Annotated in this window: 13 protein-coding genes; 5 read left to right on the forward strand and 8 right to left on the reverse strand. The window is 73.5% G+C overall.

Annotation, left to right across the window (positions count from 1 at the left end; translation table 11 throughout):
- Positions 1 to 62: 62 nt before the first annotated feature.
- The 4 genes from acnA to argS all read right to left on the reverse strand — a co-directional run bounded on the left by acnA (position 63) and on the right by argS (position 7,384).
- Positions 63 to 2,762: an aconitate hydratase AcnA gene (gene acnA, locus MFF54_RS02740; protein ID WP_283206244.1), complete on the reverse strand. Its 2,700-nt coding sequence runs from the start codon at positions 2,760 to 2,762 to the stop codon at positions 63 to 65.
- 286 nt (positions 2,763 to 3,048) lie between these two features.
- A complete protein-coding gene (gene nagZ / locus MFF54_RS02745; RefSeq protein ID WP_238301116.1) occupies positions 3,049 to 4,056 on the reverse strand; it encodes a beta-N-acetylhexosaminidase in 1,008 nt (335 codons plus the stop codon).
- Between the two features lie 196 nt (positions 4,057 to 4,252).
- Complete coding sequence (locus MFF54_RS02750; RefSeq protein ID WP_238301117.1) at positions 4,253 to 5,596, reverse strand: SPOR domain-containing protein; 1,344 nt, start codon at positions 5,594 to 5,596, stop codon at positions 4,253 to 4,255.
- A gap of 33 nt (positions 5,597 to 5,629) precedes the next feature.
- Entirely contained in the window at positions 5,630 to 7,384 is a 1,755-nt protein-coding gene (gene argS, locus MFF54_RS02755) for an arginine--tRNA ligase (protein WP_238301118.1), read from the reverse strand.
- Between the two features lie 286 nt (positions 7,385 to 7,670).
- On the opposite strand from argS, the gene MFF54_RS02760 reads away from it, so the two are divergent.
- Positions 7,671 to 8,174: a hypothetical protein gene (locus tag MFF54_RS02760; protein WP_238301120.1), complete on the forward strand. Its 504-nt coding sequence runs from the start codon at positions 7,671 to 7,673 to the stop codon at positions 8,172 to 8,174.
- 21 nt (positions 8,175 to 8,195) lie between these two features.
- On the opposite strand, the gene MFF54_RS02765 is transcribed toward MFF54_RS02760, so the two are convergent.
- Positions 8,196 to 9,443, reverse strand: a complete 1,248-nt coding sequence (locus tag MFF54_RS02765; protein ID WP_238301122.1) for a deoxyguanosinetriphosphate triphosphohydrolase — start codon at positions 9,441 to 9,443, stop codon at positions 8,196 to 8,198.
- Positions 9,444 to 9,601: 158 nt separating this feature from the next.
- Between MFF54_RS02765 and MFF54_RS02770 the strand changes: the two genes are divergently transcribed.
- Complete coding sequence (locus MFF54_RS02770; RefSeq protein ID WP_109952327.1) at positions 9,602 to 9,928, forward strand: HesB/IscA family protein; 327 nt, start codon at positions 9,602 to 9,604, stop codon at positions 9,926 to 9,928.
- A 206-nt stretch (positions 9,929 to 10,134) separates the two neighbouring features.
- On the opposite strand, the gene MFF54_RS02775 is transcribed toward MFF54_RS02770, so the two are convergent.
- Positions 10,135 to 14,421: a translocation/assembly module TamB domain-containing protein gene (locus MFF54_RS02775; protein WP_370880122.1), complete on the reverse strand. Its 4,287-nt coding sequence runs from the start codon at positions 14,419 to 14,421 to the stop codon at positions 10,135 to 10,137.
- 209 nt (positions 14,422 to 14,630) lie between these two features.
- The gene (locus MFF54_RS02780; protein WP_238301123.1) at positions 14,631 to 16,616 is read right to left on the reverse strand and encodes an autotransporter assembly complex protein TamA; all 1,986 of its coding nucleotides are present in this window, start codon (positions 16,614 to 16,616) and stop codon (positions 14,631 to 14,633) included.
- Between the two features lie 721 nt (positions 16,617 to 17,337).
- Here MFF54_RS02780 and MFF54_RS02785 point away from each other — a divergent pair.
- From MFF54_RS02785 to MFF54_RS02795, 3 genes are all read left to right on the forward strand, one after another.
- Positions 17,338 to 17,718, forward strand: coding sequence for a DUF6481 family protein (locus MFF54_RS02785; RefSeq protein ID WP_238301125.1), 381 nt, complete (start codon positions 17,338 to 17,340; stop codon positions 17,716 to 17,718).
- A gap of 185 nt (positions 17,719 to 17,903) precedes the next feature.
- Positions 17,904 to 18,194, forward strand: a complete 291-nt coding sequence (locus MFF54_RS02790) for a hypothetical protein (protein ID WP_238301127.1) — start codon at positions 17,904 to 17,906, stop codon at positions 18,192 to 18,194.
- 381 nt (positions 18,195 to 18,575) lie between these two features.
- Positions 18,576 to 18,806: a hypothetical protein gene (locus MFF54_RS02795; RefSeq protein WP_238301128.1), complete on the forward strand. Its 231-nt coding sequence runs from the start codon at positions 18,576 to 18,578 to the stop codon at positions 18,804 to 18,806.
- Between the two features lie 112 nt (positions 18,807 to 18,918).
- On the opposite strand, the gene MFF54_RS02800 is transcribed toward MFF54_RS02795, so the two are convergent.
- Positions 18,919 to 19,215 (reverse strand): PilZ domain-containing protein, encoded by a 297-nt coding sequence (locus MFF54_RS02800; RefSeq protein WP_238301129.1) that lies wholly within the window; start codon positions 19,213 to 19,215, stop codon positions 18,919 to 18,921.
- Positions 19,216 to 19,217: the final 2 nt, after the last annotated feature.

Genomic DNA, 19,217 nt, shown 5'->3' on the forward strand with positions numbered 1-19,217 from the left:
GTGACGAGGGCCGCGCCGGGTCATCCGGCGCGGCCCTCGTCACATCGCGGTCTGCTTCCGCCTTACGCCGCGAGCGAGCGCAGCACGTAAGGAAGGATGCCGCCGTTGCGGAAGTACTCGAGCTCGTCGAGCGTATCGATCCGGCAGGTCAGTGGGACCTCCTTGACCGAGCCGTCGGCGGACGTGATCTCCGCGGTCAGCGTCTGGCGCGGCTTCAGCTCGCCGGCCAGCCCCTTGATCGTGACGGTCTCGTCGCCCTTCAGGCCGAGCGACTGCCAACTCGTGTCGCCCTGGAAGACCAGCGGCACCACGCCCATACCGACGAGGTTCGAGCGGTGGATGCGCTCGAAGCTCTCCGCCACCACGGCGCGGACACCGAGCAGCTTCGTGCCCTTGGCCGCCCAGTCGCGCGACGAGCCGGTGCCGTACTCCTTGCCGGCGAAGATCACCAGCGGCGTGCCGGCCTCGGCGTATTTCTGCGCCGCGTCGTAGATGAACATCTTCTCGCCGGTGGGCTGGAAGTGCGTCCACCCGCCCTCGACCACGTTGCCGGCGGCGTCCTTCACCATCTGGTTCTTGATGCGGATGTTGGCGAAGGTGCCCCGCATCATCACCTCGTGGTTGCCGCGGCGGGTGCCGTACTGGTTGAAGTCCTGCACCCGCACCTGATGCGACTGCAGGTACTCGCCGGCCGGCGAGGCCGCGCGGATGTTGCCCGCGGGCGAGATGTGGTCGGTGGTGATCGAGTCGAGGAAGAGGCCCAGGATCCGGGCGCCCTCGATGTCGGTGACCGGAGCCGGGGTCTTCTCCATGCCGACGAAGTAGGGCGGGTTCTGGACGTAGGTCGAGCCGCCGTTCCAGGCGAAGGTCTCGGCCTCGGTGACCTCGACGTCCCGCCAGTTCTGGTCGCCGCCGAACACGTCGGCGTAGCGGCTCTTGAACAGCTCCGAGGTGATGTTCTGCTCGATGAACGCGGCGACCTCGGCCGAGGAGGGCCAGATGTCCCGGAGGTAGACGGGCTGGCCGTCGCTACCCTTGCCGAGCGGCTCCTTGGTCAGGTCCACCTGGAGCGAGCCGGCGAGCGCGTAGGCCACCACCAGCGGCGGCGAGGCGAGGTAGTTCGCCCGGACGTCCGGGTTCACGCGGCCCTCGAAGTTGCGGTTGCCCGAGAGCACGGCCGCCGCGACCACGTCGTTGTCGTTGATCGCCTTCGAGATCGGGGCCGGGAGCGGGCCCGAATTGCCGATGCAGGTGGTGCAGCCGAAGCCCACGAGGTTGAAGCCGAGCTGGTCGAGGGGCTTCTGCAGGCCGGCCTTCTCCAGGTATTCGGCGACCACCTGGCTGCCGGGCGCGAGCGAGGTCTTCACCCAGGGCTTCGAGGTCAGGCCCTTGGCGACCGCGTTGCGGGCCAGCAGCCCCGCGCCGATCATCACGCTCGGGTTCGAGGTGTTGGTGCAGCTCGTGATCGCGGCGATCACCACGTCGCCGTGGCCGATGTCGTAGTTCGTGCCTTCCACCGCGTAGCGCGAGGCGATGTCGGCGGCGCGCTTGAACTCGCTCTCCATCGAGGCCGCGAAGCCCGTCTTGGCGTCGGCGAGCAGCACGCGGTCCTGCGGGCGCTTCGGGCCGGCGAGCGAGGGCTGCACGTCGCCCATGTCGAGCTCGAGCGTGTCGGTGAAGACCGGGTCCGGCGTGTCGGCGTCGCGCCACATGCCCTGCGCCTTCGCGTAGGCCTCGACCAGCGCGATGCGGTCGTCGGCGCGGCCGGTGACCTTCAGGAAGTCGATGGTCTTCTGATCGACGGGGAAGAAGCCGCAGGTCGCGCCGTACTCGGGCGCCATGTTGGAGATGGTGGCGCGGTCGGCGACCGGCATGTCGTCGAGGCCGGGGCCGTAGAACTCCACGAACTTGCCGACCACGCCCTTCTTGCGCAGCATCTGCGTGACGGTGAGCACGAGGTCGGTCGCGGTCGTGCCCTCGGGCAGCTTGCCGGAGAGCTTGAAGCCGACGACCTCGGGGATCAGCATCGAGAGCGGCTGGCCGAGCATCGCGGCCTCGGCCTCGATGCCGCCGACGCCCCAGCCGAGCACGGCCAGCCCGTTGACCATCGTGGTGTGCGAATCGGTGCCGACGAGGCTGTCCGGATAGGCGATCTCGGCGCCGTCCTCGCTCTTGGTCCAGACGGTCTGCGACAGGTATTCGAGGTTGACCTGGTGGCAGATGCCGGTGCCGGGCGGCACGACCGAGAAGTTGTCGAAGGCCGACTGGCCCCACTTTAGGAAGGTGTAGCGCTCGCCGTTGCGAGCGTATTCGAGCGCGACGTTCTCGTCGAGCGCCTTCGGGGTGCCGAACTCGTCCACGATCACCGAGTGGTCGATGACGAGATCGACGGGGACGAGCGGGTTGATCTTCTGCGGGTCGCCGCCGAGATTGACCATCGCATCGCGCATGGCGGCGAGATCCACCACGGCGGGCACGCCGGTGAAGTCCTGCATCAGCACGCGCGAGGGCCGGAAGGCGATCTCGGTCTCGGTCTTGCCGCGGTTGCCGAGCCATGCCACGGCGGCCTCGACGTCCGCCTTGCGGACCGAGCGGTCGTCCTCGAAGCGCAGCAGGTTCTCCAGCAGCACCTTCATGGAGAAGGGCAGCGAGGCCGCGTCGGCGAGGCCGTTCTGCTGGGCCTCGGGGATCGAGTAGTAGGTGTAGGTCTTGCCCCCGGCCTCCAGGGTCTGGCGGGACTTGAAGCTGTCGAGTGATGCCACGGCTAGAGTCTTCCTCGCTGGCGATTGTCGAACACGCGCAGGCATATCCTGCGCCACGAAGACTGTGTTCGGCCGGACTGCGCTCCCGGGAGCGCGCGCCGCCTCGGGTGTGCCCGAGCAGGAGGTGCGCGAGGGTCGAATTGGACGACCCGGGATCGCGCGGCGCAGCCTGGCGCCCGTATAGAACGTTTCGAATCTGCCCGCTACCGGGCGCGCGGTGACACTCCGGCGCGGCTGTGAAGGGCGGGGATGGGGGAGGGAATACGCGGCGAGCCCTTGCCCCGAATCAGGCCGCCAGACCCAAAGCCGCCGCGAAGCGGGCGCGGGCCTCGGGCAGGTCGAGCCCCTCCCCCGCCCCGCTCAGGCGGGCGAGCGCCGCCTCGGTCCGGCGCAGGGCCTCGCCCGCGAGCAGCGGCGCGCCCTCGGCGACCGCCTCCATCTCGGCGCGCTCGCCGTTGCAGTGGAGCGCCACGTCGATGCCGGCCGCGAAGGCCGCCTCGGCGCGGGCCCGGAACGGACCCTGGAGGGCGTGCATCGAGAGGTCGTCGGTCATCAGCAGACCGTCGAAGCCGATGGCGCCGCGGATCACCCGCTCGATCACTGTGGCCGACTGGGTCGCGGGCCGCTCCGGATCGAGGGCCCGGAACACCACGTGGGCGCTCATCGCCATCGGCAGGTCGGCCAGCGCCCGGAACGGCGCGAAATCCTGCGCCTCCAGGGTGGCGAGGTCGGTCTCGACCAGCGGAAGGCCGTGATGGCTGTCGCAGGCCGCGCGGCCGTGGCCGGGGATGTGCTTCATCACCGGCAGCACGCCGCCCGCCATCAGGCCCTCGGCGACCGCCCGGCCGATCTCCGCCACCGCCGTGGGCGTGGTGCCGTAGGCGCGGTCGCCGATGATGTCGTGGGCGCCCGCCACCGGCACGTCGAGCACCGGCGCGCAATCGACATTGATGCCGACATCGGCCAGATCGTGCGCCATCAGCCGGGCGCCGAGGCGGGCCAGCGCCGCGGCCGCCCCGTCGAAGCGCGCGTAGGCCCGGCCCGCCGGGTAGGACGGCCAGTGCGGCGGGCCCATGCGCTGCACCCGGCCGCCCTCCTGGTCGATCAGGATCGGCGCGTCGGCCCGGCCGACCGTGTTGCGCAGCGCCGCGGTCAGCGCCCGCACCTCGTCGGGCGTGCCGATGTTGCGCTTGAACAGGATGAAGCCCCAGGGCCGCACGTCCCGGAAGAAGGCGGCCTCCTCCGGCGCGAGGGTCCGGCCGGCGCAGCCGAGGATCAGGGCACGGGAGGACATCGGGACGGGCTCGCGCGGGGTGGACGGGACCGGATCGGGATCCGGGAAGCCGAGGAGGATCCGCCGGAGGAACCCCGCCCGCAAGGCGAAAGCGGGGCAGCGCTCGCCCGCGGGCAATGCCGCCCGGCGGGTGTTGCGTTCCGGACTCGGGGGAAGGGGCGGCCGGCGCGCTAGGCGCCGCGGCTCGGTTTCGGGCTCAGTTCTTGGCCACGAAGCACTGGCCGCCCGCACCCTGCAGCGCGCTGCAGAGGCTCGTCGCCTCGGCCTTGGCGAGCGGCCCGACGCGGACGCGGAAGATGCTCTTGCCGTTGACCTCGGCCTGACGGATCAGCTCGGGCTTGCCCGCGAGCTGGCTGTACTTGCGCTGCATCTCGCGGAACGCCGCCTGGGCGTCGCCCGCGCTGTTGCGCACGCCGAGCTGCACCGAGAAGCCGCCGACCGCGGCGTTGCTCACGGCGGGGGTGTCGGCCGCGGCCGTGGTGGTGGGCTCGGCCGGGATGCCGGCCTCCGGCGAGGCGGAGGCGAGGCGCTGCGGCGCCTTGCGGATCGACGGCGCCGGACGCGGCTGCTCGGCGGCCTCCTGGGCGACGGGCGCGGGCGCCGGCTGCGCGGCGGGCTGAGCCGGGGCCTGAGGCGTCGCGGCAGCGAGGCGCGCGGGCCGGGCGCGCGGGGCCGGCTCCTCGGTCGGCATCGTCATGGTGGGGATCGGCGAGGCGGGGGGCGCCTCGTCGGCGGCCTGGCGCTGGGGCGCGGGCGCCGTGGACGGCGGCGTGTCGGGCTTCACCGCCACGGTGCGCACGCGGCGGGGCTCGCCGAAGGCGTCGAGCGGGGCGCTGCCCGGGGTCACGGTGCCGGTCTGGGCCGCGCGGGCGGCCTGGCCGATGTCGATCGGCTGCTCCTCGCGGTTGACGATGCGGATCTGGCTGTCCTTCGCCTTCGGCTCGTAGATCTGCCGGTTCTGATCCGGGATCTCGACGCCGTCGGCGACCTTCGGGGCGACCTTGAGCGGGGCGGTGTCGGCCTGGATCACCGGCACGCCGCCCGAATGGCCGCCGCTGAGGCCCTTGTAGGCGAGCGCGCCGCTCACCGCGACGGCGACGACGGCCACGCCCGCGCCCACCGTGGCGAGCCGGCGGCGCGGCCGCACACGCTTCAGGCCGCGCTGGTCGGCGACGACGGGCTCCTCGCCGTAGCTCTCCGGCGGCGCCTGCTCGACGGAGGCGAGATACTGATCGAAGGCGTCGGCCGGGGTGGGGCGCGATGCCTCGGGGGCGTAGTGCTGCTCCGGGGCGAAGCTCGGCTCGGCGCGGCCCTGCCAGGATGGATGGGCGGCGGGCTGCTCCGCCGCGCGGTCCTGCTCGCCGCGCCGCTCGTCGCGGGCGGCCAGCAGGGCGCGGAAGGGGTCGTCCTGCCCGACGATGCGGGCGAGCTCGGCGAGCGGATCCTTGCCCGCCGGAGCGCCGGGCTTGCCCCCGGTCTGCTGCTGAAGCTCGCGCGCGAAGGCTTCGAGGTCGAGCTGGGCGCGCGCGGCATTCGTCATGGCAGCAATCTCCCTCTAACGCCGATCCGGGCCTCAGCGCATCTCATCGGGTGCGGTGACGCCCAGCACTGCGAGACCGGAAGCGAGCGTGCTCCGCACGGCCTCGACGAGGGCCAGCCTCGCCTCGGTCGACTTTCGGTCGGTTGCATTAACAAACCGTAATTGCGGCAAGTCTTTGCCCTTGTTCCAGAAACTATGCAGCGAACTTGCGACTTCGTAGAGATGGAAGGCGATGCGGTGCGGCTCGTGCGCGGCGGCGGCCGCCTCCAGCACCCGGGGGTACTGCGCCACGAGGCGCATCATCTCGATCTCCCCCGAATCGATGAGCCGGCCGAGGTCGGCTTCCGCCAGCGCGGCGGCGTCCGCGAAGTCCGTATCGGGGAAGGCCTCGCGCGCCTGCCGCTGCACCGAGCGGGCCCGGGCATGGGCGTACTGCACGTAGAAGACCGGGTTGTCCTTCGACTGCTCGACCACCTTGGCGAGGTCGAAATCGAGGGTGGCGTCGTTCTTCCGGTAGAGCATCATGAAGCGGATCGCGTCGCGCCCGACCTCGTCGATGACCTCGCGCAGCGTCACGAACTCGCCCGCGCGCTTCGACATCTTCACGGGCTCGCCCGCCCGCAGCAGCCGCACGAGCTGGCAGAGCTTCACGTCGAGGGTGGCCTCGCCGTCCGACACCGCCTTCACGGCCGCCTGCATGCGCTTGACGTAGCCGCCGTGGTCGGCGCCCAGCACGTCGATCATCTCACGGGCGCCGCGCAGGAACTTGTCCCGGTGATAGGCGATGTCGGCCGCGAAGTAGGTGTAGGTGCCGTCCGACTTCAGCAGCGGCCGGTCGGTGTCGTCGCCGAACTCGCGCGTGCGGAACAGGGTCTGCTCGCGGTCCTCCCAATCCTCCGGCAACTGGCCCTTGGGCGGAGGCAGGCGCCCCTCGTAGACGAGGCCGCGGGCGCGCAGCGCGCCGAGGAGTTCGCCCACCGCACCGCTATCCTGGAGCTTGCGCTCGGAGAAGAACACGTCGTGCCGGATGCCGATGGCCGCGAGGTCGTCGCGGATCATCTCCATCATGGCGCCGAGCGCGGCGTCGCGCACGACCGGCAGCCACTCGGATTCCGGCGTGTCGGCGAGCGAATCGCCGTGGCGCTCGGCCAGCGCCTGCCCCACCGGGATCAGGTAGTCGCCCGGGTAGAGCCCCTCCCCCACCACGGCGTCGCTTCGGCCGAGCGCCTGGAGGTAGCGGATGTAGGCCGAGCGGGCCAGCACCACGACCTGCGCGCCCGCGTCGTTGATGTAGTACTCGCGCACGACCTCGCGGCCCGCCGCGACGAGGAGGTTCGCCAGCGCGTCGCCGAAGACCGCGCCGCGGCCGTGGCCGACATGCATCGGCCCCGTGGGGTTGGCCGAGACGTACTCGATGTTGACGAGCCCGCCCGGCATCCTGGCCCGGCCGAAGCCCGCCGGGTCGGCGAGTGCCGAGCGCACCACGTCCTGCAGGACGTGCGGCGCCAGCCGCAGGTTGATGAAGCCCGGGCCGGCCACGCTCGCCTCGGTCACCCGCGGGTCGGCGCGCAGCTCCGCGGCGAGCGCCTCGCCGAGCGCCTTCGGGTTGGCGCGCGCCTCCTTGGCCAGCACCAGGGCGGCGTTGGTAGCCAGATCCCCGTGGGCGGGGTCGCGCGGCGGCTCGACCACCACGCGGGCGAGGTCGAGCCCCTCGGGCAGGGTGCCGGAACGGGTCAGCGCTTCGAGGGCCTCGCGCACGCGCGCCTCGAACAGGGCGAAGATGTTCATGGTCGTGTCGTCGGATCCGTCGCAGGGGCCGCCTGGAACGGGCGGCGGCGCGTGCCTTCTCTCGCCCGCGCATAGCAAGGGGGCGGGTTCAAGTCACGGCAGGGGACCTCGGCGGCGCGATCATGGCGGGCCGCCCGCCCTTGCCCGGCCGGGTGTCGGACGGTTCGCCAGGACTGTGTTGTCCACGGAGACGCAAAGATCTGCGTAGAGTTCCGGCTTGAACCGATACGGCCAAGTTTGCGTTGACTGGCGTGTCGCGCCGTTTTCGCGCGCTGGAGACCACGAGATGAAGGCCCTTGTTCTGGCTGGCGCGGCGCTCGGCGCCGGCCTGATGATGATGCCGAGCGCCGAGGCCGGCCCCTACGGCTACGGCGGCTATCGCGGCGGTTACGGCGGGGGCTTCGCGGGCCACCGCGGCGTCTACGGCGGGCGTGGCTTCGGCTATGGCGGCTACCGCGGCTACGCGGGCCGGGGCTTCGGCTACGGCGGGTATGGCGGGCGCGGCTACGGCTACCGCGCGGCCGGCTACGGCTATCGCGGCGGCTTCTACGGTGGCCGCGGCTACGGCCGGGGCCTCGGCCTTGGTCTTGCCGGCGCGGGGATCGGCCTGGGCGTGGGCCTGGCGGCGGGCACGCTCGCGGCCGGCTCCTACGGCTATGGGGCGCCCTATTACGGCACGAACGGCTACGGCTCCTACGGCTACGCCCCGGTCGGCTACAGCTACCCGTCCTACGGCTACGCCGCCCCTACCTACGGCTACAGCTACGGCGCCGGTTGCGGCTGCTGGTAGGCGCGCGCCCGCTCGCCGGCCTCAGGGCTCGGCGAGCGGCAGGCCGCGGCTCGGCGGGGACCAGTGCAGGTCCGGCGTCGAGCGGAAGAGGCTCCGGTGGGCGAGCACCGCGTAGGTGTCGGTCATGCCCGCGATGTAGTCGCTGATCCGCCGCGCTACCCGGGCCTCGGAGGCGTTGCTCAGCCCCGCGCTCCACTCCTCGGGCATCCGGGCCGGGTCGGCCGAGAAGGCCGCGAACAGGTCGGCCACGATGGCGTTCGCCTTGGCGCGCACCGCCATCACGCCGGGATGGCGGTACATCCGGGCGTAGAGGAAGCGCTTGATGTCGGCGTCCGCCGCCGCGATGGCGGGCGAGAAGGCGATGACCGGCGCGCCCGCCGCGCGGATGTCCGCGACGCTTGCCGGCCCGAGTTCCGCGATGCGGCGCTCCCCCTGCCCGATCAGGTCCTCGACGAAGCGGGTGATCACCCGGCGGGCCAGCTCGTGGATCTTGCGCGATGTTTCGAGGTTCGGGTGGAGCCCGTCGATCTCGTCGAGCAGCCCCTTCAGGAACGGCACCTCCGCGAGATCCGCCAGCTCGAACAGCCCGGCCCGCAGGCCGTCGTCGAGATCGTGGCTGTCGTAGGCGATGTCGTCGGCGAGCGCGGCGACCTGCGCCTCGGGGCCCGCGTGGAGGGCGAGTTCGAGGGGAAAGAGCGCGTCGAATTCCAGGATCGCCGCCGGGATGCCCGCCTGTCGGTAGCGTGGGGTCGGCGTGCCGTCGGCCTCCAGCAGCGGGCCGTTGTGCTTGACCAGCCCCTCCAGCGTCTCCCAGGCGAGGTTCAGCCCGTCGAAGCCGGCGTAGCGCCGCTCCAGCCGCGTGACGATGCGCAGGGCCTGGGCGTTGTGGTCGAACCCGCCGTAGGGCGCCATGCAGGCGTCGAGCGCGTCCTCGCCCGTATGGCCGAAGCAGGTGTGGCCGAGGTCGTGGCTGAGGGCGAGCGCCTCGGCCAGATCCTCGTCGAGGCCGAGCGCGCGGGCGAGCGCGCGGGCGATCTGGCTGACCTCCAGGGTGTGGGTCAGGCGGGTGCGGTAGTGGTCGCCCTCGTGGTGCACGAAGACCTGGGTCTTGTGCTTGAGCCGCCGGAAGGCGGTGGCGTGGACGATGCGGTCGCGGTCGCGCTGGAAGGCGCTGCGGGTCGGCGAGGCCGGCTCGGGGATCAGCCGCCCGCGCGTGCGCGCCGGATCCGTGGCGTAGGGTGCGCGCCAGCGCTCACCGGGTGGCCGCACGCGATCCTCTCCGCTCCGATACCCGCATGACACCCCCAACCTCGCCCGCGTTGCGGGGCCCGTCCGTCGCCCATATCTTGTGGGCCGCGGCGCGTCCGGCAATCGCCGGGCGCCCGCTTACGCACAGCACCTTCCGGTAGCCCATGTCCGGTGCATCAATGACCGAGATCACCCTGACCCCCCGCGCCGCCCGGCGCATCAACGAGATCATGGGCGCCGAGCCGCCCGGCTCGGTGCTGCGGATCAGCGTCAACGGCGGCGGCTGCTCGGGCTTCTCCTACGCCTTCGACATCGCCCGCGACCGCGTCGACCAAGACGTGGCGGTGGAGCGCGACGGCGCGACCGTGGTGATCGACCCGGTGTCGCTCGAGTACATGAGCGGCTCGACCATTGATTTTGTGAACGACCTGATCGGCCAGTCCTTCAAGATCGTGAACCCGCTGGCCACGGCGTCCTGCGGCTGCGGCACGTCGTTCTCGATCTGAGGTTCCGGGGAGCCCAAGGTCTGGGATCCCCAAGGGCCAAGGCCCTTTCGGCGCCTAAAGGCGCTGCAGGCGGGGTCCGGGGCGCGCAGCCCCGGGATTGCCTTCTCCGCCCCGGCTTTGCCGGGGCGGAGAAGGCAAATGCAGGGTTCCACCCTGCACCCGCCAAAGGTCTCGACCTTTGGAATCCGGGACTTCAGCTCAGTGCCCTACCACTCCCACTCGGCGCCGACGCCGAGGCTTGTGCGGCCGTCGCTGCCGGCCTCGCCCTGGACCTTCACGCGGCGCGTCACGTCGTAGTTGATGACCGCCCCCGTGTCGGCGGGCTTGGCGCCAGCCTTCACGCCCACGCTGAGCCGGTCCGAGAGGTAGCGCGAGGCCCCGACCGCCGGGCCGCCGCTGGTGCCGGTCGAGACGTCGAGGCTGTCGAGGCCGAGCCCCTTGCGCGCCGCCTCGAACACGTCCGGCCCCCCGGCTCCCCCTGAGAGCTGCGACACGGCCTGGGCCAGCTGCAGCGCCTGGAACGGCGACAGGCTGCCCGAGGCCTTCTTGAACAGCAGCCGCGAAAGCACCTCGTCCTGCGGCAGGGTCGGGTCCGAGGAGATGTCGAAGCTCGGCTGGTTGGCCGGCCCAGTCACCGCGATGCGGGCCGTGATGTCGGTCGCCTTGGTCTCGGCCAGGAAGTCGAGGTCCGGCCGCGTCAGCTCGCCCCCGAAGGTCAGGCGCCCGCGGGTGAAGTCGAGGCGCTGGCCGATGATCTGGAGCCGGCCGCGGCGCATCGCGAAGGCGCCGGTCGCCCCCGGATCCCGCGAGGAGCCGGTGATGCGCAACGACCCGCCGAGCTCGGCGTCGATGCCGCGCCCGCGCACGAAGATGCGGTTCGGCGCCTCCACCTGGATATCCAGGGCGGCGTCGAAGGGCGCCCCGGCCCGGCCCCTTTTGCCCGCGGCGAGCTGCCGGCCCTGCGGCCGGCTGGCGAGGCGGGCGCGCACCTCCGGCGTGGTGTTGACCCGGCGCGTGCCCGGCAGCGGCTTCACGGTGGCGGGGAGTCGGTCCGGCACCGAGACCTCGACCGAGGCGAGATCGACCCGGCCGGTGATCTTCGGCCGCTCGGCGAGCGGTCCGCTCAAGCTCAGGTCGAGCCCCGCCACCGCGGTGACGAGGGGGCTCGAGACCAGCTCCGCGTTCCGGCCGGTGATGCGAAGGCTGCCCGGGAAACCCCGGGCCGGCTCCAGCGCGACGCGACCCTCGACCCCGAGCGTGCCGCCGTTGCGGGTCGCGGCGGTGAGGCGTTCCAGCACGATCGTGTCGCCGCGCCCGACCGCCCGGCCCTGGATGTCGGTGAGGCGGATGCCCTGAAGCGGGTCGGTGAAGCTGCCGCCCGAGAGCGTCGCGGCGCCCTCGGCGCGCGGCGCGGCGGGCGTGCCGCCGATCCGGGCATCGAGCGCCACGCGCCCGCCGACCCGCTGGCCGGTGGCGCTGAGCAGGCTGTTGGCGAGCGCGGCGTCGAGGCTGCCGCGGGCGGTCAGGGCCAGGGCCTCGTCGGGATCGATCGGCAGCGAGCCGCCGAGGGTGAGTTCCGCACCCCGGCCCGCGCTCACCCGCCCGTCGATCCCGATGCGGCCGTCGCTGATCGTGCCGGCGGCGCGCGCCTCGACGGGCGGCAGGCCGGCCCGGCGGGTCTCGGGCGTCACCACCCGGGCGAGGCTCAGGCTGTAGCGGCCGCGCGGCCGCTCCGGCGTGCCGGAGAGATCGGCCTCGCCGTCGAGGGTGCCGGAGACCTGGAGCTTCGGGCTGGCGATGCGGGCGAGCGCCAGCGGCAGGGCCCGGATGCCGAGCTTCAGGTCGAGGGCATCGCGCCCCGCCCGGCCGGCCAGCGTCAGGCGGCCGGTGCCCGCAATCACCGCGAGGTCGTCCACCGCGACCGCGCCCTCCGCGAAGGTCAGGGTGGCGGGGGCCGCCAGCGCCAGCCGGTCGGCCCCGCGCGCCGCGCTGAAGCGCGCGAGCGCCAGCCGGAGCGGCGGGCCCGGCATCAGCCGGGCGGCGCCGTCGAGGTCGAAGCCGCGGGCCTTGGCCGCCAGCACAAGGTCGGTCGCTTGGCCGCCGCCGGTCGCGGTGAGGCGCACCGTGTCGAGGCTCTCGCCCGCCGCGATCAGCCGGTCGGCCTCCAGGCGCCCGTCGAGGCGCGGTGCGGCGCGCAGGTCCGTGCCGCGCATGTCGGCGTCGAGCCGGGCGAGGCCGATCTCCCCGGCGCGGACCCGGTCCCCGCGCGCCTTCAGCGTTGCGTCCTGGCGCCCGCCCGCGCGGGAGAGCGCGAGGTCGGCCTCCAGGCTGCCGCCCAGGCGGGTCAGCGCCAGGGCCGAGAGGTCGTCGAGGTCGCCGGCCTTCAGGGCGAGATTGCCCTCGGCGAGCCAGGATTCCGCGGCGAGCCGTCCCTGCCCGGCAAGATTCACCGAGCCGAGGCCGAGATTCAGCCGGTCGAGCTGCCAGTCGGCTCCCGCCCGGGCGAGGTGGAGGTCGCCCGCCAGCACCTTGCCGCCGACGCTGCCGCCGAGCTTGAGGGTGCCGTCCGCTTGCCCCAGCGCGTCCGTCACCGTGGCGTCCGCCCGCAGGGCCCGGACCGGGCGGCCGAGCGCGCTCGCCTCCGGCGCCTCGATCACGGCGGCGATGTTGGGGCGCTCCAGGGTGCCGGTGAGCCGGCCCGACAGGGTGGCCCGGCCGCCGAGCCGCGCGTCGAGCCCCGCGAGGTCCTTCAGGTCGATGTCAGTCCGGGCGTCGGCGAGCCGCGCGGTGGCGCGGCCCTCCAGGCGGGCGATCATGCGGGCGCCTTCGAGCCGCACCGCATCGAAGCCGTAGCCGTCGTAGACGGTGGAGAGGCGGCCCGTGAAGCGCGGGGTCTCGCCGAGCAGCCGGTCGAGCACCGGCTCGCCCAGCGCGAGGTCGCCCGCGCGCAGGTCCACCTCGGCCGAGACGGCCTTTCGGGCCGGGTCGCCGCCGAGCCTGGCCGTGCCCGCGAGGCTGCCCGCGAGGCGCCGCCCGGCGAGGCCGGAGAAGGCCGCGACGTCCCCGAGCCGGCCCTCCGCCGTGCCCGAGAGGGTGTTGCGGCCGATTCGGCCCGCATAGGTGGCGGTGAGCGTCGGCGCCTCCAGGGCGAGGCGCGCGACGGTGAGCACGTTGTCGGGGTCGAGGCTGCCGGCGAAATCGAGGGCGGCGCGGCCGCCGATCGCCCGCTGCAGGGCCGGGTCGGCGAGCGCCAACCCCTCCATCTTCGCGTCGACTGCCAGCGCGAAGCGCTGCGCGTCGGCGGGCTCGGCCCGGATGTTCGCCTCGATCCGGTCGAGCGCGCTGTCCTCAGCGCGCAGGCCCGCGGCGCGCAGCGTGCCGAGCACCTTGGGCCGGCTCAATGGGCCCTTGAGGCTGGCATCCAGCACCAGCGTGCGGATCTCGGCCCGCTCGGTCTTGGTGACGTCGCCCTCGGTGGGCACCGCGCGGGCCTGGAGCAGGAAATCGGCGTTGCGCGCGGCGTCCAGGGCGCCCCGGGCCTCCAGCCGCGCGGTGCGGGAGGCGAGTTCGAGCCGGTCGATCCGCAGCGCCCCGCTGTCGGCGAAGCCCAGCGCCCCGTCGAGCTTCGTCGTGCCGGCGAAGACCGCGGCGGCGGGGCCCGGCAGCAGGCCCTCGATCCGGGCCGCGAGATCGAGGGCGAGTCGCCGTTCCGCCCCGACCCGCGAGATCCGGGCGCCGCCCTTCGCGCCGATGCCCTCGCCCGCGTCGAAGGTCAGCCGGGCGTTCCAGGCGTCGAGCGTGCCGCGCCCGTCGAGATCGAGGGCGATCGGCGGCTCGCCCGGCACGTTGAGACCCTTGGAGAGCAGGCCGCCCGCGGGCTCGCTCAGCACGGTCTTCACCTCCAGCCGCTCGCCCTGCGGCACGAAGAGCAGCCGGGCCGCGAAGGTGCCGCCCGCGTCGAGCCGGTTGACGCTGACGTCGAGGTCGAGCCCCTCGGCCGGGTTGCCGAGCTTGACCTTGCCGCTCGCCGCGAGCCGGGCGTTCTGGCCCGCGACGGGCTCGGCCAGGACCAGTTCGCCCAGGCGGAAGCCCTTCACCTCGACCTTGACCGGCAGGTCCGGCAGCAGGGTGCCGTCGGGCTCCTCGGTCGGCGGGTGGGCGGCGGGGATCGGCCGGCGCAGCACCGCGATCCGGCCGATCTCCAGGCTGTCGACCTCCAATCGGCCCGACAGCAGGGCGAGGCGCCGCCAGACGATGCGGGCCCGGTCGAGCCGCAGCCAGACGCCGTCGCGGTCGCTGATCGCGACGTCGCGGATGGTGGCGTCGGAGGAGAGCGCCCCGTCGACCGCGCCGATGGCGACGCGCGAGGACGGGGTCGAGAGCGCCTTGGAGAGGAGCCCGCCGAGCACGGATTTCTCGCCCTCGTCGGCGGCGCGGGTTGCGGGCGCGGCGAGGGTGAAGACCAGAAGGCCCGCGAGGATGACCACCCACACCCGCCCTCCCCCCTCTGCGGGGGAGGGTGGCGCCCGAAGGGCGACGGGAGAGGGGAGCGACGGTGCAGGATTGCTCTCGGCATCGACGTTGCGCCCATGCCGGAAGCCGGCTTCCCCTCTCCCGACCCCTGCTGACACAGGGGCCGCCCTCCCCCGCAGAGGGGGGAGGGAGAGCTGCGCGTGCCGTCCGAAAATCCTCGAGAACACCATCAGAACGCCTGTCCCAGGCTGATGTAGAGGGCGGCCGGGGGCTCGCGGTATCCCTTGATCCGGTCGAGCGGGAAGGCGACGTCGACGCGGATCGGGCCGATGCCGGTATAGTAGCGCAGGCCCAGACCCACCGCCGTGCGGATGCGCTCGTCGAAGTCGGGCAGCGCGCCCGCGAAGGCCGTGCCGGCGTCGAAGAAGGGCACGATGCCGATCGTGTCCGTGACCTTGATGCGCGCCTCGACGGAGGCTTCCAGCAGGCTCTTGCCGCCGACCGGCAGGCCGAAGGGCCCGCGGGGGCCCAGCGTGCGGAAGGGGAAGCCGCGCACCGAGCCGCCGCCGCCCGCGAAGAAGCGAATATTGGCCGGGATCTCCTCCAGCGAGGCGCCGGAGATCGAGCCGAAGCCGAGGCGGCCGGCGAGCACGTAGCGGGCCTCCTCGTCGAGCGCCCAGTAGGTCGAGCCCTGCGCCTTCGCGACGAAGATCGCCGGGTCCGAGCCGAGGAAGCCCGCGTAGGGTGTAGCGGAGGCCGTGAGCCGCACGCCCCGGGTCGGGTCGAGCAGGCTGTCGGTCGAGTCGTAGGCGACCGAGGCGCCGAGGCCCACCAGCCGGTAATCGACCTTGCCGAGCGCGTCCTGCGAGCGGCCGGCCTGCCCCTCGACGTTCAGTTGCGCGAAGAAGGTATCGGAGAAGCGCTGGCGCAGGCCCACCGTGCCGCCGCCCGCATCGACCACGTAGCTCTGCTGCGCCTCGCGGCCCGCGAAGGCGCTCATCACGAGGTCGGTGCGGCTGCCCCAGAGGGCGGGCTTCACAAAGGTTGCGCCGAGCCGCCCGCCGAGCCCGTTCGACTCGATGCCTGCGAGCTTGCGCTGGCGCGCGTAGAGGTCGTTGCCGAGATAGTAGAGGTCGGCGTCGATACGCAGCGTCTCGGCCCCGCCGAACAGGTTGCGGTTGGTGTAGGTCGCCCGCACGCCCGGCCCGTCGACCGTCGAGTAGCGGGCCGAGACGCCGATCAGGTTCTGCGGCCGCTCGGTGAGGTCCACGAAGATCGGCAGGTTGCCCTCGGCATCGAGCGCCTCCCCCTCGCGCACCCGCACGGAGCCCAGCGCCTCGACCTTCGCCAGCGCTTTCCGCATGTCGGCGAGGGCCTTCGGGGCGTAGGGATCGCCCGGCTCCGTGTAGATGAAGGAGCGGATCACGCCTGGGTCGACGCCCTCGGCGCCCCGCACCGCGACCGGCCCGAGCCCGGCCTTCGGCCCGGGATCGACCGTCAGGGTCACGTCCATGACACGGGCGGCGTCGTCCACCACGGGGTCGCGCGTCACCACCTTGGCGAAGGGGTGGCCGAGCCCGCGCAGGCGGTCGACCACGGCCGCCTCCCGGGCGAGCACGGCGGCCGAGCGGGCGGGGGTGTCGGGCTCGATCCGGGTCAGGCGCTCGGGGATCAGTTCGGGCGGCAGCGGCCGGCCGGCCCGGTCCAGCACCGCGACGCGGCGCAGGTGGTAGAGGGGCCCCGGATCGACCGCGATCTTCACCGGCACCAGGGCGCGGCCCCGGTCGGTCTCGGCCGAGCGGGCGGCCCGGTCCAGCGAGGCCTCGCCCGCGAGCGTCACGTCGCCGACCCGCACCGCGGCCCGGCCCGCGTAGTAGCCGTAGCCCTCCAGGACTTCCGGCAGCTTGCGCAGGTCCGCCTCGCCCCGGCGCGCCAGTCCCTCCCCGTCCGGGGGCGGCTCGCGGCGCAGCTTGTACAGGCTGGAGGCGTCCTGCAGGGCGGTGACGAGCGCGTCGTCGTCCGCGCCGCGCATCTTCACGTCGTAGGGGAGCGCCGTAGCGGAGGGCTGGAGCGGCTCCTCGCTCTCGCCGAACAGGCCGAACAGGTCGAAGGCGCCGGCCGGCGCCGGGCCGCCGAGCGCGAGCCCGGCCGCCAGGACCCAGGCGCCACCGAGCCCGCGGATCGCGGGCCGGCGGATCGCGGCCTGTGCACGCATCCTCACGCGCGGTCCGGCCGCGGGCTCGCAGCCGCCAGAGCGGTCGTCATGGTTGAAGCCCCCCGCTTCAGGTGCCGGCACGGCGCGGGCGCTCGGGGCGAGCGGCACCGCGGACGCGCCGCGACCGGGAGGCCGGCCGCGGGGGCTGGCGCCCGTCCGATCCGAGGCAGGCCCCCACCCGCGAGGGAAAGAGCCTAGCCGCGCGGGCCCGCCCCGGCAACCTCGGGTGCCCCTGGCACGCCGCCGCAGGCCGCGCTCGAGCCGGACGCGCCGCCCGCGTCCGAGGTCCCGGCAAGCCTCGTCCACAGGGCTGTCCACAAGCCTTCCGACGCGCGCCCGCGCGATAGAGGGATGGCTGGGCTGCGCCGGACGAGGCGGCGCAGCCTTGCGAGAGCGGGTACGACACCCTACCTCCAATACCATTCAAAGTGGCGGCCCGACGCGGTGAACGCCCGGGCCTCCATCGGCGCGTGCCTGAGGTATTTCGGCATCCGTCGCGAAAACTTTCGTCGGAAGGACGACAAATGTTACCGAGACGGGCTCCGCAGGGCCCGGCATCGGTTGCGCCGGACGGGCGCATGGGTCATTGGCAGTCCGTCCCACTTCGAGAACGGACCGAGCCTACGGCTCGCGGTCCGCGCCCACCGTCCAGCCCGACCCATCCGGTCCGGCGGGGCTGCGGGCCAGCACGAGCTATCGAACACCGATCGAGAAAGGCCAGATGAGCGCATTCGACTACAGGAACTTCGACGACCGCCGCCAGAACTCCGCCAATGCCAAGGCCGCCCTGCTGGCCAAGTTCAAGGCCCGGCCGCCGGCCGACGACCCTGAGGTCCGGGCCAAGGCCGAGGCCCGCGCCGCGGTGACCCGTGCCCGCGAGGAGCGCACCCGCGAGCGCGAGGCCGCCCGCGTCGCCGCCGAGCTGAAGGCCGCGGAGGAGAAGCGCGCCCGCGAGGAGGCTGAGCTCGCCGCCCAGATCGCCCGCGAGCAGGCGGAGGCCCAGGCCCTGCAGGAACGCAAGGCCGCCGAGCTTGCCGCCAAGAAGGAGGCGCGCGACGCCCGCTACGCCGCCCGCAAGGCCAAGGCGAAGGCGAAGCGCTGAGACGGCACGGCCCGCTCGGGCCGCTGCCCCGGCTCCGGATCGACGATCCGTCAACGCCGTCCGCGCCTCCCGGGCACGGGCGGCGTTTCCGTGTCGGGACCCACGGATCCGCGGTGGAGGGCGCCCCTTGGCGCTCGGCCGGCGCGTTCCATCTCCCCGCCTCCCGACCCGCGCGGAGACGAGCGATGCGCCGCCTGCCCTGTACGCTCCTGCTGCTGCTCGCCGCTGATCCGGCGGCGGCCCAGGCGCCACGCGATGCGGTTCCGGTCTGCGAGAGCCTCGTTGCCCTGCGCCAGCTCGCCGCGCGCGTGGGAGAGGACCGTGTGCGCGCCGCCGCCGCGGTCTCCAGCCAGCCCGGCTGTCGCCTCGTCCCGCGCGACGCGATCGGCGCGGTCGAGCACCGCGCGATGGTGGGTGGCGCGCCCTACGAGTGCCTCGCCCAGGCGACAGGCGGCTGCCTGTGGGTGATGCCCTGAGGTCCCGATCCGCGGCGCCCGTCCTGTTGGGGGGCTATCCGTCCCGGGGCCGCTCCAGGCCACGAAAGACAGGGTTTCCCAGCGGGTTGCAGGACTCCGCTGCGGCCGCTCGCGAGAGGCTGTTTCAAAGCATGGAAACACTCATTTTGCCAGAGTGTTGGTGTACAGGCTTGATGCGGCGCACGAGGCGGTGCGGCACCGGCCGATCGCGGGGCGGTGGCGGGTCGCGGGCAGGCGGCTACCGATATCGCGCCGGCTCCGCTTCCTCCGCGGCCAGGACGCACTATTGTTCCGGGCGCCGGCCCGCATCGGGCCGCAATACCGGCCCCTCGTGGGCCGCAGGACCGGCCCCTCGTGGGCCGCAGGGAGGTGAACCGTACAATGGTCAGCACGCGCGCGATGATCGGGGCCTGTCTCGGGATGACGCTGGCGGCGCTCGCCGCGGACGGGGCGCGGGCGGAGCCGCCGATCCGCGGGCCGCAGGACGCGGCCTGCCGCAACGAGGCCCGCGGCCGTGTCTTCTCGGCGCCCAATCCGCGCGGCCTGGATCCCGAGGCCCTGGGGCGGCAGATCTACCACGCCTGCATGCGCCGGGCGAAGCACCGCCGCTAGAGCCGTTCGGGTCGCGCGGCGCGGGGGCCTCCCGGTCCCCCCGTCCTTGCGCCGAACCGCGCGCCCCGTGCGGCGCGGAGTGCGCCAAGCCTCGCGGCGCGCGCCCGAGGGGTCAGGTCCGTGCGCGGCGCGCCTCGCCGAAGTCGATCAGGTTCGCGGCGCGCGGCAGGAAGGCCACGCCGAGGCAGTCCGCGCGCCGCCAGACGATCCGCACGCGGTGGCGCTCCCCGCGCCGCGGGATCACCAGATCGATCTCGTCGGGCAGCGGCACGGACCCGCTGAAATCGAGCCGGGCGCCCGCCGTGCCGAGATTGCGCACGTGGCAGGGCAGGGTCTGCTGGCCATGGTTGAAGGTGAGCGTGCCGCCCAGATAGGTCCGGTTCCGCCCGTGCCGCCGCCGCTCGTCCATGT

The sequence above is a fragment of the Methylobacterium gregans genome (assembly GCF_022179245.1).
GTDB lineage: Bacteria > Pseudomonadota > Alphaproteobacteria > Rhizobiales > Beijerinckiaceae > Methylobacterium > Methylobacterium gregans.

Excerpts from the sequence above, each read along its gene's own strand:
- nagZ (WP_238301116.1), bottom strand. The coding sequence starts at position 4,056 with ATGTCCTCCCGTGCCCTGATCCTCGGCTGCGCCGGCCGGACCCTCGCG.
- MFF54_RS02750 (WP_238301117.1), bottom strand. The coding sequence starts at position 5,596 with ATGACGAATGCCGCGCGCGCCCAGCTCGACCTCGAAGCCTTCGCGCGC.
- argS (WP_238301118.1), bottom strand. The coding sequence starts at position 7,384 with ATGAACATCTTCGCCCTGTTCGAGGCGCGCGTGCGCGAGGCCCTCGAA.
- MFF54_RS02760 (WP_238301120.1), top strand. The coding sequence starts at position 7,671 with ATGAAGGCCCTTGTTCTGGCTGGCGCGGCGCTCGGCGCCGGCCTGATG.
- MFF54_RS02770 (WP_109952327.1), top strand. The coding sequence starts at position 9,602 with ATGACCGAGATCACCCTGACCCCCCGCGCCGCCCGGCGCATCAACGAG.
- MFF54_RS02780 (WP_238301123.1), bottom strand. The coding sequence starts at position 16,616 with ATGCGTGCACAGGCCGCGATCCGCCGGCCCGCGATCCGCGGGCTCGGT.
- MFF54_RS02785 (WP_238301125.1), top strand. The coding sequence starts at position 17,338 with ATGAGCGCATTCGACTACAGGAACTTCGACGACCGCCGCCAGAACTCC.
- MFF54_RS02790 (WP_238301127.1), top strand. The coding sequence starts at position 17,904 with ATGCGCCGCCTGCCCTGTACGCTCCTGCTGCTGCTCGCCGCTGATCCG.
- MFF54_RS02795 (WP_238301128.1), top strand. The coding sequence starts at position 18,576 with ATGGTCAGCACGCGCGCGATGATCGGGGCCTGTCTCGGGATGACGCTG.
- MFF54_RS02800 (WP_238301129.1), bottom strand. The coding sequence starts at position 19,215 with ATGGACGAGCGGCGGCGGCACGGGCGGAACCGGACCTATCTGGGCGGC.